Annotated in this window: 20 protein-coding genes; 10 read left to right on the top strand and 10 right to left on the bottom strand. The window is 48.1% G+C overall.

The window, feature by feature from the left end; translation table 11 throughout:
- Positions 1-59: 59 nt before the first annotated feature.
- Positions 60-923: an FkbM family methyltransferase gene (locus tag NIES2104_RS13190; RefSeq protein ID WP_058998638.1), complete on the top strand. Its 864-nt coding sequence runs from the start codon at positions 60-62 to the stop codon at positions 921-923.
- On the opposite strand, the gene xdhB is transcribed toward NIES2104_RS13190, so the two are convergent.
- Genes xdhB through NIES2104_RS13175 form a run of 3 tightly spaced genes read right to left on the bottom strand, consistent with a single transcriptional unit; the run spans position 920 to position 5,089 of the window.
- Entirely contained in the window at positions 920-3,244 is a 2,325-nt protein-coding gene (gene xdhB, locus NIES2104_RS13185) for a xanthine dehydrogenase molybdopterin binding subunit (RefSeq protein ID WP_058998637.1), read from the bottom strand. The genes NIES2104_RS13190 and xdhB overlap by 4 nt on opposite strands.
- On the bottom strand, positions 3,241-4,653 hold the full coding sequence (gene xdhA, locus NIES2104_RS13180; protein ID WP_059001705.1) for a xanthine dehydrogenase small subunit: 1,413 nt from the start codon (positions 4,651-4,653) through the stop codon (positions 3,241-3,243). The genes xdhB and xdhA overlap by 4 nt, the downstream gene beginning before the upstream one ends.
- A 22-nt stretch (positions 4,654-4,675) precedes the next feature.
- Positions 4,676-5,089: a gamma-glutamylcyclotransferase family protein gene (locus NIES2104_RS13175; protein WP_225895241.1), complete on the bottom strand. Its 414-nt coding sequence runs from the start codon at positions 5,087-5,089 to the stop codon at positions 4,676-4,678.
- Between the two features lie 283 nt (positions 5,090-5,372).
- Between NIES2104_RS13175 and hpxO the strand changes: the two genes are divergently transcribed.
- From hpxO to NIES2104_RS13160, 3 genes are read left to right on the top strand one after another with little or no spacing between them, the layout of a single operon-like run.
- Positions 5,373-6,533, top strand: coding sequence for an FAD-dependent urate hydroxylase HpxO (gene hpxO, locus NIES2104_RS13170; protein WP_058998636.1), 1,161 nt, complete (start codon positions 5,373-5,375; stop codon positions 6,531-6,533).
- Positions 6,533-7,033, top strand: coding sequence for a 2-oxo-4-hydroxy-4-carboxy-5-ureidoimidazoline decarboxylase (uraD, locus tag NIES2104_RS13165; RefSeq protein ID WP_058998635.1), 501 nt, complete (start codon positions 6,533-6,535; stop codon positions 7,031-7,033). The genes hpxO and uraD overlap by 1 nt, the downstream gene beginning before the upstream one ends.
- Positions 7,030-8,286 carry a Zn-dependent hydrolase gene (locus tag NIES2104_RS13160; protein ID WP_058998634.1) on the top strand — a complete coding sequence of 419 codons (1,257 nt, stop codon included), beginning with the start codon at positions 7,030-7,032 and terminating at the stop codon, positions 8,284-8,286. The genes uraD and NIES2104_RS13160 overlap by 4 nt, the downstream gene beginning before the upstream one ends.
- A 47-nt stretch (positions 8,287-8,333) precedes the next feature.
- Here the strand turns inward: NIES2104_RS13160 and NIES2104_RS13155 are convergent, their stop codons facing one another.
- Complete coding sequence (locus tag NIES2104_RS13155) at positions 8,334-8,714, bottom strand: hypothetical protein (RefSeq protein WP_225895240.1); 381 nt, start codon at positions 8,712-8,714, stop codon at positions 8,334-8,336.
- 135 nt (positions 8,715-8,849) lie between these two features.
- On the opposite strand from NIES2104_RS13155, the gene NIES2104_RS13150 reads away from it, so the two are divergent.
- The 3 genes from NIES2104_RS13150 to grxD all read left to right on the top strand — a co-directional run bounded on the left by NIES2104_RS13150 (position 8,850) and on the right by grxD (position 11,002).
- Entirely contained in the window at positions 8,850-10,346 is a 1,497-nt protein-coding gene (locus NIES2104_RS13150; protein WP_058998632.1) for a caspase family protein, read from the top strand.
- 66 nt (positions 10,347-10,412) lie between these two features.
- Positions 10,413-10,658, top strand: coding sequence for a BolA family protein (locus NIES2104_RS13145; protein ID WP_058998631.1), 246 nt, complete (start codon positions 10,413-10,415; stop codon positions 10,656-10,658).
- A gap of 23 nt (positions 10,659-10,681) precedes the next feature.
- Positions 10,682-11,002, top strand: a complete 321-nt coding sequence (grxD, locus tag NIES2104_RS13140; protein WP_058998630.1) for a Grx4 family monothiol glutaredoxin — start codon at positions 10,682-10,684, stop codon at positions 11,000-11,002.
- 43 nt (positions 11,003-11,045) lie between these two features.
- Here grxD and NIES2104_RS13135 read toward each other — a convergent pair whose 3' ends face one another.
- On the bottom strand, positions 11,046-11,288 hold the full coding sequence (locus tag NIES2104_RS13135) for a DUF6761 family protein (protein WP_058998629.1): 243 nt from the start codon (positions 11,286-11,288) through the stop codon (positions 11,046-11,048).
- Between the two features lie 228 nt (positions 11,289-11,516).
- On the opposite strand from NIES2104_RS13135, the gene NIES2104_RS13130 reads away from it, so the two are divergent.
- Entirely contained in the window at positions 11,517-12,290 is a 774-nt protein-coding gene (locus NIES2104_RS13130; protein ID WP_058998628.1) for a response regulator transcription factor, read from the top strand.
- 20 nt (positions 12,291-12,310) lie between these two features.
- On the opposite strand, the gene NIES2104_RS13125 is transcribed toward NIES2104_RS13130, so the two are convergent.
- Both NIES2104_RS13125 and NIES2104_RS13120 read right to left on the bottom strand, forming a co-directional pair.
- A complete protein-coding gene (locus NIES2104_RS13125) occupies positions 12,311-12,559 on the bottom strand; it encodes a YgiT-type zinc finger protein (RefSeq protein WP_058998627.1) in 249 nt (82 codons plus the stop codon).
- Between the two features lie 43 nt (positions 12,560-12,602).
- Positions 12,603-13,055, bottom strand: coding sequence for a hypothetical protein (locus NIES2104_RS13120; RefSeq protein ID WP_058998626.1), 453 nt, complete (start codon positions 13,053-13,055; stop codon positions 12,603-12,605).
- A gap of 218 nt (positions 13,056-13,273) precedes the next feature.
- Here NIES2104_RS13120 and NIES2104_RS31775 point away from each other — a divergent pair, with 218 nt between their 5' ends.
- Positions 13,274-13,462: a hypothetical protein gene (locus NIES2104_RS31775; RefSeq protein ID WP_072218064.1), complete on the top strand. Its 189-nt coding sequence runs from the start codon at positions 13,274-13,276 to the stop codon at positions 13,460-13,462.
- A gap of 114 nt (positions 13,463-13,576) precedes the next feature.
- On the top strand, positions 13,577-14,386 hold the full coding sequence (locus tag NIES2104_RS13115) for a carbon-nitrogen hydrolase family protein (protein ID WP_058998625.1): 810 nt from the start codon (positions 13,577-13,579) through the stop codon (positions 14,384-14,386).
- Here NIES2104_RS13115 and NIES2104_RS13110 read toward each other — a convergent pair.
- Genes NIES2104_RS13110 through NIES2104_RS13100 form a run of 3 tightly spaced genes read right to left on the bottom strand, consistent with a single transcriptional unit; the run spans position 14,383 to position 15,423 of the window.
- Positions 14,383-14,805 (bottom strand): HNH endonuclease, encoded by a 423-nt coding sequence (locus NIES2104_RS13110; protein WP_058998624.1) that lies wholly within the window; start codon positions 14,803-14,805, stop codon positions 14,383-14,385. The two genes, NIES2104_RS13115 and NIES2104_RS13110, sit on opposite strands and share 4 nt — an antisense overlap.
- Entirely contained in the window at positions 14,798-15,160 is a 363-nt protein-coding gene (locus NIES2104_RS13105; RefSeq protein WP_058998623.1) for a hypothetical protein, read from the bottom strand. Before NIES2104_RS13105 ends, NIES2104_RS13110 begins: the two co-directional genes overlap by 8 nt.
- A gap of 56 nt (positions 15,161-15,216) precedes the next feature.
- On the bottom strand, positions 15,217-15,423 hold the full coding sequence (locus NIES2104_RS13100; protein WP_058998622.1) for a hypothetical protein: 207 nt from the start codon (positions 15,421-15,423) through the stop codon (positions 15,217-15,219).
- Between the last annotated feature and the right edge of the window lie 42 nt (positions 15,424-15,465).

Below are 15,465 nucleotides of genomic sequence, written 5' to 3'. Positions count from 1 at the left end.
AGTCCGCTGAAGGGGACTGAAAGACAGATATTTTCGTGATAGAGAGTAGGCAAAAAGAGATGAGAAATGTGACGCAAGCGATCGTAGAAATCGGAGGTAAGAAATACACGATCGTTTCAGATGACAACTATCTGAAACAGATCAAGAAGCGCTTTGAGCCGAAAATGGTGCAGCTATTTAAAGCGGTTGCAACAGGTAGTGAAGTTATTTTAGATATTGGTGCAAACATTGGATGTACTGCTTTGCTGTTTGGTGAACTATCAAAGGAAGTTTACGCTTTTGAACCTTCTCCGACTACGTTTCAGTTACTCGAAAAGAACATTCTTAATTCAGGATTGGAGAACATTGCTCTGCAAAATACAGGGCTTGGAGAGGAATCGGGTGAGTTTACGTTAACGTTTTCGCCTGCTAATCGATCGGGTGGTTTCGTCTCAAATCAAACTCAGATCGAGGCGGGTCATGTCACTGAGAAAATTACGATCCGACAGCTTGACGAAGTGATTCAATCGCTCAATCTGTCACAGGTAGATTTCATCAAAATTGATGTCGAAGGATTTGAAGGGCAAGTGCTTCGAGGTGCAACACAAACACTTGCAACTTATCAGCCTATTGTGGTGTTGGAACTGAATCATTGGTGTTTGAATGCGTTTCAGCGAACATCGATTCCAGATTTCTTTGATTTTTTACGATCGCAGTTTCCCATTCTTTTAGCGATCGACGATTCAAACTATCTGAACTTACACAATCAAGATGAGAGTTACACAGTGATGTATCACCACATCTTGCAAGGAAACTTCCCGAATCTCTTAGCAGCTTTTGATGAGAGCCAAATTGAACAATTCAGGGAGTCTTATCAACACAGATTTACACCGAATAATTTTCGGAGCTATGTTCGATCGATCAAACGCAAGATGGGACTTTAGCGAACTTCGCTGAGTGCAGGTTGAACTGAATTCGACCGGACTTGCTCGATCGCCCATAGAATCGTCTCAGGAGTGGCAGGAGACGGGAGCGGCACAGAATCGACCTGACCGAAAGCAGCGATCGCCGATCGAATTGCTTCACGCACTGACAACGCCAACATAAACGGCGGCTCTCCAACGGCTTTACTGCCATAGATGACACCATCTTGGGCAGCGCGTTGTAGTAGATGAACATTAAAAGCTTCAGGCACTTCGCAAATCGTCGGAATCTTGTAAGTGCTGGGGGCATCGCTGCGGAGTCGTCCTTGAGCATCCCAGACTAACTCTTCCATCGTGAGCCAGCCCATTCCTTGAACAAATCCGCCTTCGATTTGACCTCGATCGACTAACGGATTGAGCGATTCACCGACATCGTGCACGATATCAACCTGTCGCAGTTTGAACATTCCTGTGAGTCCATCGACTTCAACTTCGCTCACGGCTGCACCGTAAGCAAAATAGTAAAACGGTCTACCTTTGCCAGTTGCAGCATCCCAAGACAGGTTTGGAGTGCGATAGTATCCGGTTGCTGAGAGCGAAACCCGATAGCCATAAGCTTCTTTGACAGCAGTATCAAATTCAATTCGAGCACTCGGATAGGTTCTGCAATAGATCCAATCGTCCTCAAATACCAGATCATTAGGCGTGTCGAGTTCGAGTAATTGTGCAGCAACCGTTGCAATTCTAGCTTTTAAGGTTTCACAAGCATTTTTTACGGCTTGACCATTGAGATCGGCACCACTCGAAGCAGCAGTCGCGGAAGTATTCGGCACTTTGTCGGTGCTGGTGTGCATCATCCGAATGCGATCGATGTTCACTCCCAAAGTCTTCGCCGCAACTTGAAGCATTTTCGTGTGCAAGCCCTGACCCATCTCAGTGCCACCGTGGTTGAGTTGAATGCTCCCATCGGTGTAGATGTGAACGAGTGCGCCTGCTTGATTGTATTGGGTTTTGTTGAAAGAGATGCCGAACTTAACGGGTGTGATCGCGAGTCCGCGTTTTTTGTAACGGTGGGATTGATTGAACCCAGCGATCGCATATTTCCGCTCTGAAAAGTTGGATTGCTCTTGTGCTTCGTTCCAAACGCGATCGATTCGATTATCAAAAATCTCTTGTCCATAATGGGTTGTATTCGTTTCACCGGAACCGTGATAAAAGTTGCGTTCTCGAACAATTTCAGGAGCAAGATTGAGCGATCGAGCAATGCGATCGACAATATCTTCGATCACCACCATTCCTTGAGGTCCACCAAAGCCGCGATAGGCAGTGTTTGAGACTTTGTTTGTGTTTGCGATCGCGCCTCTTACTTCTAAGTTTGGAATGTAGTAAGCATTATCAACGTGCAACATTGCTCGTAGTAATACAGGCGGCGAGAGGTCTAGGCTCCAGCCTCCATCAGCATAAAGATCAACATCGAGCGCTGTGATTTTTCCAGTTTCAGTAAAACCGACTTGGTAAGTTCCAAGGAAACCATGACGTTTTCCGGTTAGGGTCATGTCATGCGATCGCTTTAATTTCACCCGCACTGGGCGACCTGTTTTATGAGCGGCGATTGCAGCGATCGAGGCGTACGGATTCGCCTGAGATTCCTTACCACCAAAGCCGCCGCCCATCCGAATACAAGTTACAGTCACGCGATTCGAGGGCAATCCTAACGCCTGAGCAACAATGATTTGAGTTTCAGTGGGGTGCTGAGTTGAGGAATAAACTTGATAGTTCCCTTCCCCGTCTGGGATTACCCAACTGGCTTGAGTCTCAAGGTAGAAATGGTCTTGCCCATTCATTGAAACTTCCCCGCTTAGAGTGTGATCAGAACTAGAAAGAGCACTTTGGACATCTCCGCGCTTGATCGTCGGTAGTTTGGAGTGAAAGCTATCTTTCGCGATCGCATCTTTAATACTCAGAATCGGCTCTAGTGGCTCATAGTCTACTTTGATTTTGGAAGCGGCTTCCCGCGCTGCATCGTCGGTTTCTCCCACTGTCCAAACAACCGCTTGCCCCCAATAGCTAATTTCTTCAGTGGGTAACAGGATTTCATCATGAATAATCACGCCTGTATTGTTCAAACCCGGAACATCATCAGGAGTAATGACCGTGACAAAGCCATCAACTTCTGAAGCACCAGAGCTATCAACTTTAAGAAGTCTTGCTTTTGCACAAGGAACCATTACGGGATAGACAGAGAGCATTCCCGCAGGTTGGCACTGTTCATCAGTGTAGATAGCTTTTCCGGTGACGTGAAGTTCTGCGCTTTCGTGCGATCGACGTTTGCCTACACTCATGATTCACCCTCCATTTCCGCAAAGAATTTTTCAAATAAATTTGCAACTAATCGCTTTCGATAGTCAGCACTGCCACGCAGATCAGTCAAAGGTGTGAATGCTTCTCTTAGGAGGGGTTTAACTTGTTGGATTGTTTCGATCGTCCAAGGTTGACCGATTAGAGCGTTTTCCACTGCGATCGCTCTTACAGGAGTTGCTGCGACTCCGCCATATCCTAATCGAGCATGAACAATGTTGTGATTTGCATCGAGATCAATCACGAAAGCTGCCGCGACAATGCTAATGTCATCGGTTCCACGTTTGCCGATTTTGTAAGATTGACTGAGACGTTTTACAGCACCTTCAGTGATAGTTTTTGAAATTGTGACTGAAATAATGATTTCACCAGGGTTTAGATCGGTTTGACGGTAGCCTTTGAAAAAGTCGATTAATGGAATTGTTCGGGTTTCATTTGGATTCGCGATCGTCACTTCTGCATCAAGCGACAACAACACCGGAGGCAAATCACCAATCGGTGAAGCAGTTCCAATATTTCCGCCGATCGTGGCTCTATTTCTGACTTGTTTTGCTGCGAACCAGTGCAACATTTCGTCGAGGTTGGGGAAAACGCCGTGTAAGTTCGTTTCGATCGTATGAAGGGGAACAGCAGCACCGATCGTGACTCGATCGCTTGTATGTTCAATCTGTCGAAGTTCCGCAACGCCTTCGAGCGAAATCAGAATTGGAAACGTCTGCCGATGATGACTCATTTCCAAGCCTAAATCGGTTGCACCCGCGACCAAGATTGCTTCCGGATGTTGCTGCAAAAGTTCCAAAGCTTCCGATAGTTGGCTTGGGCGATGAAATTGCTGTTCCTGATTCGAGTAAGTGACCGAAGTTAAATCTAGCTCTGCTTGCTTTAATCGTTCTGAAAAGTGATCGGAAGGTTCCGCACCCGTGACTAACTGCGCGGCTCGTCGAATTGGAACATATCCAGTACAGCGGCACAAATTTCCTTCAACGGTATAGTCATCGACCTTGCCCGTGTAGTAATCCGCGAACATACTCATGATGAAACCAGGCGTACAGTAACCGCATTGAGAACCGCCCGTTTCTACCATTGCGGCTTGAACTGGGTGCAGTTTTCCGTTTGCGATTCCTTCGACAGTGACGATTTCTCGCCCTGCGATCGCGCCCAACGGAATCAAACAGCTATTCACCGCTTGATAAGTCGGATTTCCAGCAGGATCGCGAGACACGATCGCTACCGTACAAGCGCCACAATCCCCGTCACCGCAGCCTTCTTTTGTTCCCGTTCGTCGAGATTGCTGGAGATACTGAAGTAGGGTCATCGAAGGCGATACATTTTTGAGGGAAATGCGATCGCCGTTAAGAGTGAAAAACAATCGGTTCTCTGCCGCCTGAATCATCATGAGGAGTTAAAAAAGAAATTTAAACTGTGGCAGTTCTCGCCTTGTACGCTGCCCAACCACCATAAGTATTAGAAATGTCGGGCAAATTGTACTCATCGATCAGTGCTTTGGGATACAGGAACGCCGTTGCAGTCTCGTCATTATCTAAATGCACTTCAACCGGATACATATTTGGCGGCTCATTTGCAGCGAGATAGTCAAACTGTTCTTGTGTCATTTCGTACACCTCGCCAGGGATCGAAATGCCACTGGATTCCGTTTCGTAAATGGCTGGATGCCAATCTTCACCCGCAACGTGCAAGCGGTAGCGGGGTTGAGTTGCAGCCGTCCGAACAAATTGCGCTCCTTGTAGATTTTGGTGGTCGGGCTGTCCACGTAGAGCAGAACCACAAATAAATACACGCCGATTTCCGGGGGTCACTTTGCTCGTCACGATACCAATGCTCCTTCTGTAATGTTATAGAACTTTGAGAGAGACGATCCGATCGAATCGCTCCATTCGGGCAACTTTCCATTCTGACAGCCTTGTGTCGTATGGATTGGGTCGCAGCGTCGGATTTTTGTCAGGGTGCGATCGCATCAATCACAGTATCAATCTCTCTCAATGCTGACTGCTAGATCTATCTGTATACAGTATTCTTAAATTCTGTGACAATCAAGATCGAACCGCAACAGCAATACTTGAATGTCCGGTCAGATTCTAGGGGGAATGGGTTATGTATCGCTTAAAGGTTGTGGTGATCGGTGCGGGGATTGGAGGCTTGACCGCTGCGATCGCGCTTTCTCAATCGGGCTATGAAGTCGAAGTCTACGAACGCACTCAAGAACTTCGCCCCCGTGGTGCAGGGATTTCGCTCTGGTCGAATGGGGTCAAGGTGATGAATCGCTTTGGTTTAGGAGAAAAAATTGCTGCGATCGGCGGTCAGATGAATCACATGCAGTACCTCGGCATTCATGGCGAAGTGATGAATCAGATTCACCTTCAACCCTTGATCGAGGAAGTTGGGCAGCGTCCTTATCCGGTAGCACGCGCAGATTTACAAGCGATGCTGTTAGAGGCGTTTCCTGGAGAAGTGAATTTGGGATATCGCTGCATCAGTGTGGAAGAACACGGCGATCGAGTGACGGCAACCTTTGAGAACGGACATCAGGCGACTGGGGATCTAGTGATTGCGGCTGATGGAGTGCGATCAACCTTACGCGAGTATGTTCTCGAACGTGAAGTGCAACCGACATATCGCGATTACGTGAACTGGAATGGATTGGTCGAAGCGGATGAAGCGATTACGCCTCCGAATACTTGGACGATTTATGTGGGGAATCATCAACGGGCTTCGATGATGCCAGTCGGCGGAAATCGGCTGTATTTCTTCTTCGATGTGCCTTTGCCGCTGGGAACGAGTGCGCCACCAGAATTAATTCGATCGGAACTGGTAGAACATTTCAAAGGATGGGCGGAACCTGTTCAGACCTTGATTCAGCGGATTGATCCCGAAAAAACAAATCGTCTGGAAATTTCCGATGTGGGACCCGTCGATCGTATGGTTCGTGGTCGAGTTGCGCTCCTCGGTGATGCCGCTCACGCGACTTGCCCGGATTTGGGTCAAGGAGGCTGTCAGGCGCTCGAAGATGTCTATATGCTGAATCATTTCTTAGTTACAACAAATATCAGCGTTGAGGATGCTCTGAAGCGATACGAAAAGGCTCGAAAAGATCGCACCAGTTCGATCGTGGAAAAAGCCCGCAGTCGCGCCGAAATGATTCACGGCAAAGATCCGGAACTCACCGCGCAATGGTATGACCAACTGCGGACGGAATCCCCAACGGCGGTAACAAGCGCGATCGCGAAAACGATTCTGACAGGACCTTTACACTGATGCCGTATTCGCTCTTTGACCTCAATCAGATGGAACAATCCGCCTTTACCGAAGCGTTAGGCGAGATTTTTGAACAAACTCCCACGATCGCATCTCAAGCGTGGGAGCAACGCCCGTTTACGGATGTGGACGATTTGCATCAGAAAATGCTGACAGTTGTGAACGCGATGAGCGATGAGCAGCAATTTGCCCTGATTTGTGCCCATCCTGATTTAGGCAGCAAAGCAAAAATGGCGGAAGCATCCACTCAGGAGCAAGCTGGAGCGGGACTCGATCGATTAACTGCTGAAGAATACGATCGCTTTCACCGTTTAAATGAGCAGTACAAATCTCAGTTTGGGTTTCCGTTCATTATTGCCGTGAAAAATCACACGAAAACCAGCATTCTCGAAGCATTTGAAACCCGTCTCCAGCATTCCCAACCCGACGAAATGCGACAAGCGATCGCAGAAATTTCCCAGATAGCTTACTTTCGACTTCTACAACAGGTAACCGTATGACAATGACCCCCGTATCTTTATCTACCGCACGTTTGACGATTAATTGCGATCGCTTAAATCAAAGTATTGCTGATCTCGCCGCGATCGGGAAACTCGAAAACGGTGGAGTCTGCCGGATTGCGTTCACCGATGCGGATTTGAGCGCGAGAAACCAAGTTCAAGCTTGGATGGAAGACGCTGGCATGACGACTCGAATCGATGCGGCTGGCAACGTGATCGGACGCTATGAAGGCAAGTTTCCGAATGCTCCTGTGTTGGCGACGGGATCGCATATTGATACGGTTCCGGTGGCTGGCGCGTTTGATGGCTGTTTGGGTGTGTTGGCTGGGATTGAAGTGGTGCGGACGCTGCGGGAAAATGACGTTCGGTTGGATCATCCGATCGAGGTCATCGTGTTCAGCGACGAAGAACGATCGGTGATTGGCAGTAAAGCGATCGCGGGCGAAGTCCACGAAGATCCCGCTTATTACGTCCGTTTGGATGGCACACCGATCCAGGATTGTTTAACGAAGGTCGGCGGCGACTGGTCAAAGATTGCGACGGCAAAACGGAGTGATATCGCTGCGTTTGTTGAATTACACGTTGAGCAAGGCGGCGTGTTAGAGGATGCAAAATTGCCGATCGGGGTTGTGAGCGGTGTGGTCGGACAGTACCGATTCGCGCTCAAGATTAAAGGTCGCCCGAATCACGCGGGAACGACTCCGATGAACATGAGAAAGGATGCGTTGGTTGCAGGCGCACAAATTGTTTTAGCGGTGAATCGAATCGCAGTAGAAACACCGGGCGATCAGGTCGCAACTGTGGGATATTTGACGGTTTCCCCAAATGCGACGAATACAGTACCGGGTGAAGTAGATTTGCGAATCGATTTACGGGATTTGTCGCAGTCGCATTTAGAAGAATTAGTTGAGCGGTTGAAAGCGGAGATTTCTACGATCGCCGAATCGACCGGAACCGAAATCGAGATGCGTCAAACGTTGCACATTCTTCCGACCTTGGCAGCACCGGGAATTATGAATGCGATCGAGCAAGTTTGCCACGATTTGAAACTACCGAGTATGCAGCTTCCGAGTCGAGCGGGGCATGATGCTCAAGAAATTGGACGGGTGACGGATATGGGAATGATCTTTATTCCGAGTCAGGCGGGAATTAGTCATTCTGAAGAGGAATACACCTCGCCTGAAGAATGCGCTCAAGGAACGAATGTTTTGTTACAGACGTTTCTGCGGTTGGATCAAATGTACGCACATTAATCAAAAATCGCCCTAGATTCTGATCCGGGGCGAAATCTTGTTAATCGTTAAAATCCCAATAATCTCGACGAATTCCGATAATACGTCGCCCATCGTCGCGCTTCTGGGCGTTGCTGCCACTGCGATCGCGTCACCCACAGCGTGACCACCGGAGCCGCCATTCCACCATTTCGCCCCACCACCACAATCGACACTTCATTCGCTAACAAATCGCGATCGAATCCCCGTTGCGCCGCCGTTCGTGCGACTAATTCCGCTCGTCGCACCATTCCTTCATACGATTCATTCGCCGCTCGATCGAGGATCACTTCAACACGAGCCGTATACGCTTGAACCGCGACCGGAGCCACGATTGCATCGATTCCCCAAACCGTTGCACCACATCCAAGACTGAGAAAACTCAGAACCAACGAAGAACGAAAATTCATAGCAGATGTCAAAAAACGAACAACACGGGAAAAGTTGTGAATCATGTTAGTTAAGGAATAGGTTTTTGTTGCAAAAAAGCAGTTTTTTTCTATGATGTGTTTGCGCGAACCTTTCTAAACAGTCGAGGTGTTGGGATGAGCAATTATTGGGCGATCGCAGTCGGAATCAATCACTATCAGTTCCTTCAACCTCTTCATTTTGCCCAGCCAGATGCCCAATCTCTCTGTGAAAGTCTGGTGAGCGATGCGGGGTTTTTACCAGAACATTGCTTACTGCTTACCGATACTTCTCCGGAATTATTCGGATGTTCGACCGACCCGAACCATGAAAATTTGCAGTATTGGACAAAAATTCTCAAAGAAAAACTCCAGCCCGAAGATGGCTTATGGTGCTACTTCAGCGGGTACGGAATTTGTGTAGATGGTGAAGATTATTTATTACCGATCGATGGCGATCCCAATCGCATCAAAGAAACGGGATTCTCTGTTCGATCGCTGTTTCAAGCTTTGCGATCGCTTCCGACTCAAAAGATTTTTGTCCTGCTCGATTTCAATCGCTCTTCGTCAGTTTCTAATGAGAAAATTGGCACTCAGACAGCAGCTTTGTCTCGTGAATATGGCATTCCAACCACGCTGTCTTGTCGTCCAGAGCAGTTTTCTCATGAAGCACCCGCATATAATCACGGATTATTTACACAGGCATTATTAGAAGGATTGCGATCGCATCAATGTTCAACGCTGTCCGCTCTAGAAGATTTCCTCAAACTGCGCTTACCAGAATTGTGTGATCACAGCGATCGACCGACTCAAGATCCGGTTCTCGTCGTCTCTGATCCCGATCAGCTTTATCAAGTGATCATGCCTGTGAACTGGGCAGAAACCGATTCTTGGACAGCGGCGGAATCGAATCCATTCGCGATCGAAGATGATCTTTATCTCACTGCTGAGAGCGATTCTCCGTTTGGGGATTTCTCCGCTCAACCGACGATCATGGGCGCGACTGCGGAAATCTCTCAAGAGGAAATTCCAGATCAATTCAGACTTGAACCTGTAGAAATCAATGATCCAGACCCGGTACCTGATCTAACAATTTCCGATCCAGTGCCGGATCTCACCCTTTCTGACCCGATCGATGATCCTTCTCCAATTCCACCTGAACCCGAAGGTCAGGATCAAATGTTTTGGGAACGGCTTCTATTCGGAGGCAGCGCAATTCTGCTCGTATTATTGCTCGGTGTCTTATTCCGCAACTGGTCAGCGTTCATGGGCGGACAGCAGCAGGCTGCAAAAACAGAACCCGCTCCAACAGTCGTCACTTCTCCCAGTCCAACAGCAGCATCTTCTGCCCAAATTCTGAATGAAGCGCGATCGCTCATCAAACCGACCCTTGCTTCTGATGCGAGTAAAGCGATCAATCGTGCCCGTGAAGTTCCGCCAAGCGATCCCCTTTACGCTCAGGCACAACAAGACATCGAGCGCTGGAGTCGGAACATTCTTGACATCGCTCGACAACGAGCCGCCCAGAAACAATTTCAACAAGCGATCGCAGCCGCACAACTCGTTCCCAAAGATCGCCCGGAAATCTACGCTGAAGCACAAAAAGCGATCCAACAATGGCGACGATCGCGATAAAAATTCTCTAACATCACCCGTTAGACTAGAGAAGTAACAGTCGCGAATCGATCATGAGGAGAAAGAATGATTAGCCCGGATCAAGTTGAGGCAATGATCAAAACAGGATTGCCGGATGCCCAGGTCGCGGTCGTTAGCCCGGATGGTGAGCATTTTGAAGTGACGGTAATCTCTTCTGAATTTGCTGGAAAACGGCGCGTTCAACAGCACCAACTTGTCTACGGTGCGGTCAAGCAAGCGATGGCATCTGAGGCGATTCATGCGCTTTCTCTCAACACGTTCACGCCCGAAGAATGGGCAACCAAAAACTAACGTTTACCCCCTCTTAAACTCCTATGTCAGACGCTCAAGAACGAATCAAAAGCCTGGTTGATAGCAACAAAATCATGGTGTTCATGAAGGGCAACAAGCTTATGCCCATGTGCGGATTTTCTAACAATGTTGTACAAATTCTCAACACGCTCGGTGTCCCTTACGAAACCGTAGACGTGCTGGAAAATCCCGACATCCGCCAAGGCATCAAAGAATTCTCGAACTGGCCCACCATTCCCCAGGTCTATATCAACGGGGAATTTATCGGCGGTTCGGACATCATGATCGAGATGTACCAGAAGGGCGAACTGCAACAACTCGTAGAAGTTGCCCTCGCTTCCTAGATCTCAACGAAGAAGGGGCACACACAAGCGCCCCTTTGATTCTTTATCGGTAATCAGGTTCCGGCATCACACTGTCAAAATTTGACGGATCATAAATGTAGCGCGTGATTTCCTCCTCAAGACGGTTGATTTGGTAGGGTTCCAACACGCTCGCGTGTCTGAGGGCAGACAAATACCCGTCTAAATAGAGCCGCATATCATCAAAGCGATAGCCACGGTTCCAGAGTTCGACAAGGTTGTCGGAGAGGCGTTGGTAGTAGCGGATCGTCAAAGAATCTTGAAGCATAGTGCGATCGACATGAAAGGATGCCGTTTGACATCTGACTCACTTTGGTATTACCTAAGCTTAACATTTCAGCTTGATGTCTCTCGGTTTGTATCGAAATTCTACAAATCGGAATACACAGCAATGGTTCGTCGTACAAACCGAGAGAGGCTGGGTAGCACCCGTTACAAATCGAAGGGATAAAGCTTTGATACCCTTATCTCAAGCATTTTGAGGATAATAGCCCCCGTGGGAGCCATTCACATACAAATCGTTGAAGGAAATCCGCACCTGCGATCGCTGCTTGGATGGCATCTCCAGCAGGCGGGCTACCAAGTGCACCAGTCAGCCGACTTACATCAAGCTAGAGAAGGGTTTTTGCTGCGGCAACCCAATCTCGTGATTCTCGATTCTGAAATGCCATCAGGCGACGGGTTGGAGTTTTGTCGCTGGCTCCAACAGCAGCAGTGTTTGATTCTCATGCTGTCAGCGCGGACGGCGGAATCGGATATTGTCGAAGGACTGCGATCGGGCGCGGATGATTATTTAACCAAGCCGTTCGGAATGCAGGAATTCCTCGCACGAGTGGAAGCTCTGATGCGACGGCAACGGGTCGCCGCTCCTCCGATCAATCTCGATTTTGGCGATCTGAAAATTGACCTCGTGCATCGTCGCGTGAGATTTAAGGGGGAATTGATCGAGCTAACGCCGCAGGAATTTAGCTTGCTGTATGTGTTAGCGCAGGCGGGCGGATCAGCGTTAAGTCGATCGGAGTTGTTAGAACGCGCTTGGCCCGATGAAATTGACAATCCTCGGACGGTTGACACTCATGTCTTGTCGCTGCGGAAAAAGGTCGAAATTGATCCGCGTCAGCCGAATTTGATTCAGACGGTGCGGAATGTTGGGTATCGACTAAATCTTGAGATTTTGAATGTGGCAATGCCTGCTCAAAATGGGCATATGAGGAAACCTGCGACCGCTCCGGTGTCTCGGATGGCTTCAGTTCCCCGCCCTCGGATGTGATGCTCGATCGTGCTGCACACTCAAGAAGCCTTTGATTTTGGTGGGTAGGCGAACACATCCACAGAAATGGATTTAATGGGTTTTGCCTCACTGTGCAGCATGACGCGAATTCGCTCAGTCGTTTCTCGACTAAAGATTTCTTCCCCACAGTGAGAACACACCAGTGAGGGGATTTGCTCAACTAGGTAAAACTTTCCATCGATTTCAAAAATCTCATCCACTAATTCTTCAAGAGATCCTTCTGAATGACAAACATGGCACTTAGGCATTATTTTCTTTGACGGAATAGAGCATGGGTTCAGGTTGGGCAATCTACCAATGCTCAGAATCATCCGAGTGGAACATCCCCCAATTCACGGCTTCCTTATCCGGGCAAGTTTCCACCCCTGCCTCCATTCCGTACGGGTGCATTCCGCAGACTAATAAACTATCTCCGTAGTACTGCCCGTGAAAATGGCGACAACCGACACAGGCGGGATGCTGTTTCAACATCGGTTCAACGGTTTGGGTCATGGGTTGGGTGATCTCTTCGATCGCGCCCCCGATCCCAAAATAAGCTTCTAAAATTGGACTAACTAAAACCGTAATCGATTGCTCCAGTTCATCGATAAACGTCGTATTGAGTTGCATCGACACTTCTTCGGAAAACTCAACAAAATCGTTCATGGCATCGGTCATATCCTGAGCCACATCAATCAAAAATCCTTCGACTTGATCCGCGATCGTGTCAAACATTTCAAACCAGTCCTTTTGCCAATCATTCATAACAGATACTGCCGGGGAAATTGCACGAAACTATGACTGAGACGATCGCTCAAATCGACCGTTAGTGGTGATCATAACTTGAATGTTCGTGACACAACTATGAAGGAATTTTACGCTTTCCGTCCGTGGATAAATTGAATTGCTGCTTTCGTTAGAGGTCAACAGAAAAACCGCGTTGTTAATGTAAAAACAGCTTTCAAGAGTTGCAGGAGACTGATATGAATCGCGCAGTTGTATCGCTTTTAGTAATGACGTTGCTGCTTACGTTTGTCCTTTCCCCGTTTTCCGCATTAGCGATGTTGATGTTGTTTCTGTTGATTGGCGGCATTGCAGGAACGATTAACTCGATGGTGCACCTGGTCGTGCATCACAATCCGCCGGAGCGATCAGATTCTCAGCAAACCTAGATCGATTTAGGATCAACGCGATTTAAAGTAGTAAGTGGGCGATCGATTTCGGTCGCTCACTTAAAACTGTTTTAAATCCCGGTAATTTTCCAGCGAAACCCGTGAGTTGATGTCATGAAGTCTTACCTAGCTGCCGCTGTACAGATGAATAGCTTGCCTGATTTGCAGAAAAATCTGGCGCAAGCGGAAGAATTGATCGATTTGGCTGTTCGACGGGGGGCAGAGTTGATTGGTTTGCCAGAGAACTTTTCGTTTTTAGGAGATGAAGAGGCGAAGCTTGCTCAGGCAGAGTCGATCGCAGTAGAGAGCGAGAAGTTTCTCAAAATGATGGCACAACGCTTTCAAGTGACAATTTTGGGAGGTGGCTATCCCGTTCCCGTCGAGCAAGGCAAGGTCTACAATACGGCGCTGCTCGTGGCTCCGAACGGTCAAGAACTGGCACGTTACGAGAAAGTTCACTTGTTCGATGTGAATTTGCCCGATGGCAATACTTATCGCGAATCGGCAACGGTGGTCGCAGGTTCTAGAGTGCCGCCGATTCATCCATCTAAAGAACTCGGCAGTATTGGCTTATCGGTTTGCTACGATGTGCGATTTCCAGAGCTTTACCGCCAAATGACGCAGATGGGCGCAGAAGTGTTGTTTGTTCCCGCCGCTTTTACCGCTCATACCGGGAAAGATCATTGGCAAGTGTTGTTACAGGCAAGAGCGATCGAGAACACGTGTTATGTGATTGCACCCGCACAAACTGGAAGACACAACTCACTGAGACAATCTCACGGTCATGCAATGATCATTGATCCGTGGGGGGTGATTTTGGCGGATGCGGGAGAAATGCCGGGAGTCGCGATCGCAGAAATTGTTCCCGGACGATTAGAACAAGTCCGACGACAAATGCCTTCACTGCAACATCGCGTGTTTTAGATTGGAATCTTGATCAATCCAGAATCAAGCCACAGCGATCGCTCCTTCAAAATTCGACTGCGATTGAGTTGAAGGAGTCGGATCGTGGTTCTTGCGCGATCAGATAAAGGGATGAATGCTGCATTTTCCAATTGAAAATGCTCTGACCAGCGATCGCGTCTTGGATGATAAAGAGCAGTGATTTCATCTGTTTCTGGATCGATCGACGCAATATCACTTCCTTTGAACGTGTTACAGAGTTTGCAGGCAAGCGCGAGATTGTCCTCAGTTGTTGTACCCCCATGCTTTTCTGCAATCACATGATCGACTTCATGAACGCTCAACGAGAATAGTTCTGGGCGCAAACAGTACTCGCAGCAGCTACCTGCACGTTCTACAACGTTGCGACGCAATGAAGCTGGAACATAGGTTTTACTCATGCAAATTGGATTGAAGCTTCAGATAAGCTTTCGCTTTTGCCAAACTGACTAGATGCTCAAGGTATTCGTACTGTTGCCAGAGTTGCTGCTCTTGAAGTGTCAGCGCATTGGCTTTATGTTTCTCGGAAAGCTGATCGATTTGAGCTTGTAGTGTTTCTGAAGGGCGCAAGGCTAGAATCTCTTCTGGAGTTGGTAGATTGGCAAGAAATTCTAAAACTTCTGCAAATCCTGTGAATCCGGATTGGGGTCTAGCTGTCAATTCGTCTAGTGCCAATTCCAGGACTTGAGGCAGACTTTGATCAATCGCATTCAGTCTGGTGAGTAGTGCTTCAGGAATGTCGAGCGTGATTTGCATACAGAAGATTGAGTGACATCTACCGTTATTTTGACATGAGAAATATCAGAGGGGTTTCAGGGTGAACCAGGAAGCTGGAGTTCGATGCCGAGTTTGTTGCTAAGGTCGATCGCTTTACTGGCAAAGTCGGTGACTTGAGAAATACCCCCTGCGGCAACTCCTGCGGCTGCGAGAACTGCCATGAGTCGCTGTTTGAGTTTTTTCGGGTTGCGATCGTTCTCTGGTTTCTGGATTTCAGTTTCGATATCTTCTAAGTCGATCAAAATCGCATCCTGAGTTTCTTCGGGGAAAGTGGTGGCGCTTTC

It is taken from the genome of Leptolyngbya sp. NIES-2104 (genome assembly GCF_001485215.1).
Lineage (GTDB): Bacteria > Cyanobacteriota > Cyanobacteriia > Leptolyngbyales > Leptolyngbyaceae > Leptolyngbya.
Note: the sequence above shows the minus strand (reverse complement) of the source record. Positions and strands in the feature narration are given on the sequence as shown.

Coding starts and splice junctions, on each gene's coding strand:
- NIES2104_RS13190 (WP_058998638.1), top strand. CDS start 60: ATGAGAAATGTGACGCAAGCGATCGTAGAAATCGGAGGTAAGAAATAC.
- xdhB (WP_058998637.1), bottom strand. CDS start 3,244: ATGAGTGTAGGCAAACGTCGATCGCACGAAAGCGCAGAACTTCACGTC.
- xdhA (WP_059001705.1), bottom strand. CDS start 4,653: ATGATTCAGGCGGCAGAGAACCGATTGTTTTTCACTCTTAACGGCGAT.
- hpxO (WP_058998636.1), top strand. CDS start 5,373: ATGTATCGCTTAAAGGTTGTGGTGATCGGTGCGGGGATTGGAGGCTTG.
- uraD (WP_058998635.1), top strand. CDS start 6,533: ATGCCGTATTCGCTCTTTGACCTCAATCAGATGGAACAATCCGCCTTT.
- NIES2104_RS13160 (WP_058998634.1), top strand. CDS start 7,030: ATGACAATGACCCCCGTATCTTTATCTACCGCACGTTTGACGATTAAT.
- NIES2104_RS13155 (WP_225895240.1), bottom strand. CDS start 8,714: ATGAATTTTCGTTCTTCGTTGGTTCTGAGTTTTCTCAGTCTTGGATGT.
- NIES2104_RS13150 (WP_058998632.1), top strand. CDS start 8,850: ATGAGCAATTATTGGGCGATCGCAGTCGGAATCAATCACTATCAGTTC.
- NIES2104_RS13145 (WP_058998631.1), top strand. CDS start 10,413: ATGATTAGCCCGGATCAAGTTGAGGCAATGATCAAAACAGGATTGCCG.
- grxD (WP_058998630.1), top strand. CDS start 10,682: ATGTCAGACGCTCAAGAACGAATCAAAAGCCTGGTTGATAGCAACAAA.
- NIES2104_RS13135 (WP_058998629.1), bottom strand. CDS start 11,288: ATGCTTCAAGATTCTTTGACGATCCGCTACTACCAACGCCTCTCCGAC.
- NIES2104_RS13125 (WP_058998627.1), bottom strand. CDS start 12,559: ATGCCTAAGTGCCATGTTTGTCATTCAGAAGGATCTCTTGAAGAATTA.
- NIES2104_RS13120 (WP_058998626.1), bottom strand. CDS start 13,055: ATGAATGATTGGCAAAAGGACTGGTTTGAAATGTTTGACACGATCGCG.
- NIES2104_RS31775 (WP_072218064.1), top strand. CDS start 13,274: ATGAATCGCGCAGTTGTATCGCTTTTAGTAATGACGTTGCTGCTTACG.
- NIES2104_RS13115 (WP_058998625.1), top strand. CDS start 13,577: ATGAAGTCTTACCTAGCTGCCGCTGTACAGATGAATAGCTTGCCTGAT.
- NIES2104_RS13110 (WP_058998624.1), bottom strand. CDS start 14,805: ATGAGTAAAACCTATGTTCCAGCTTCATTGCGTCGCAACGTTGTAGAA.
- NIES2104_RS13105 (WP_058998623.1), bottom strand. CDS start 15,160: ATGCAAATCACGCTCGACATTCCTGAAGCACTACTCACCAGACTGAAT.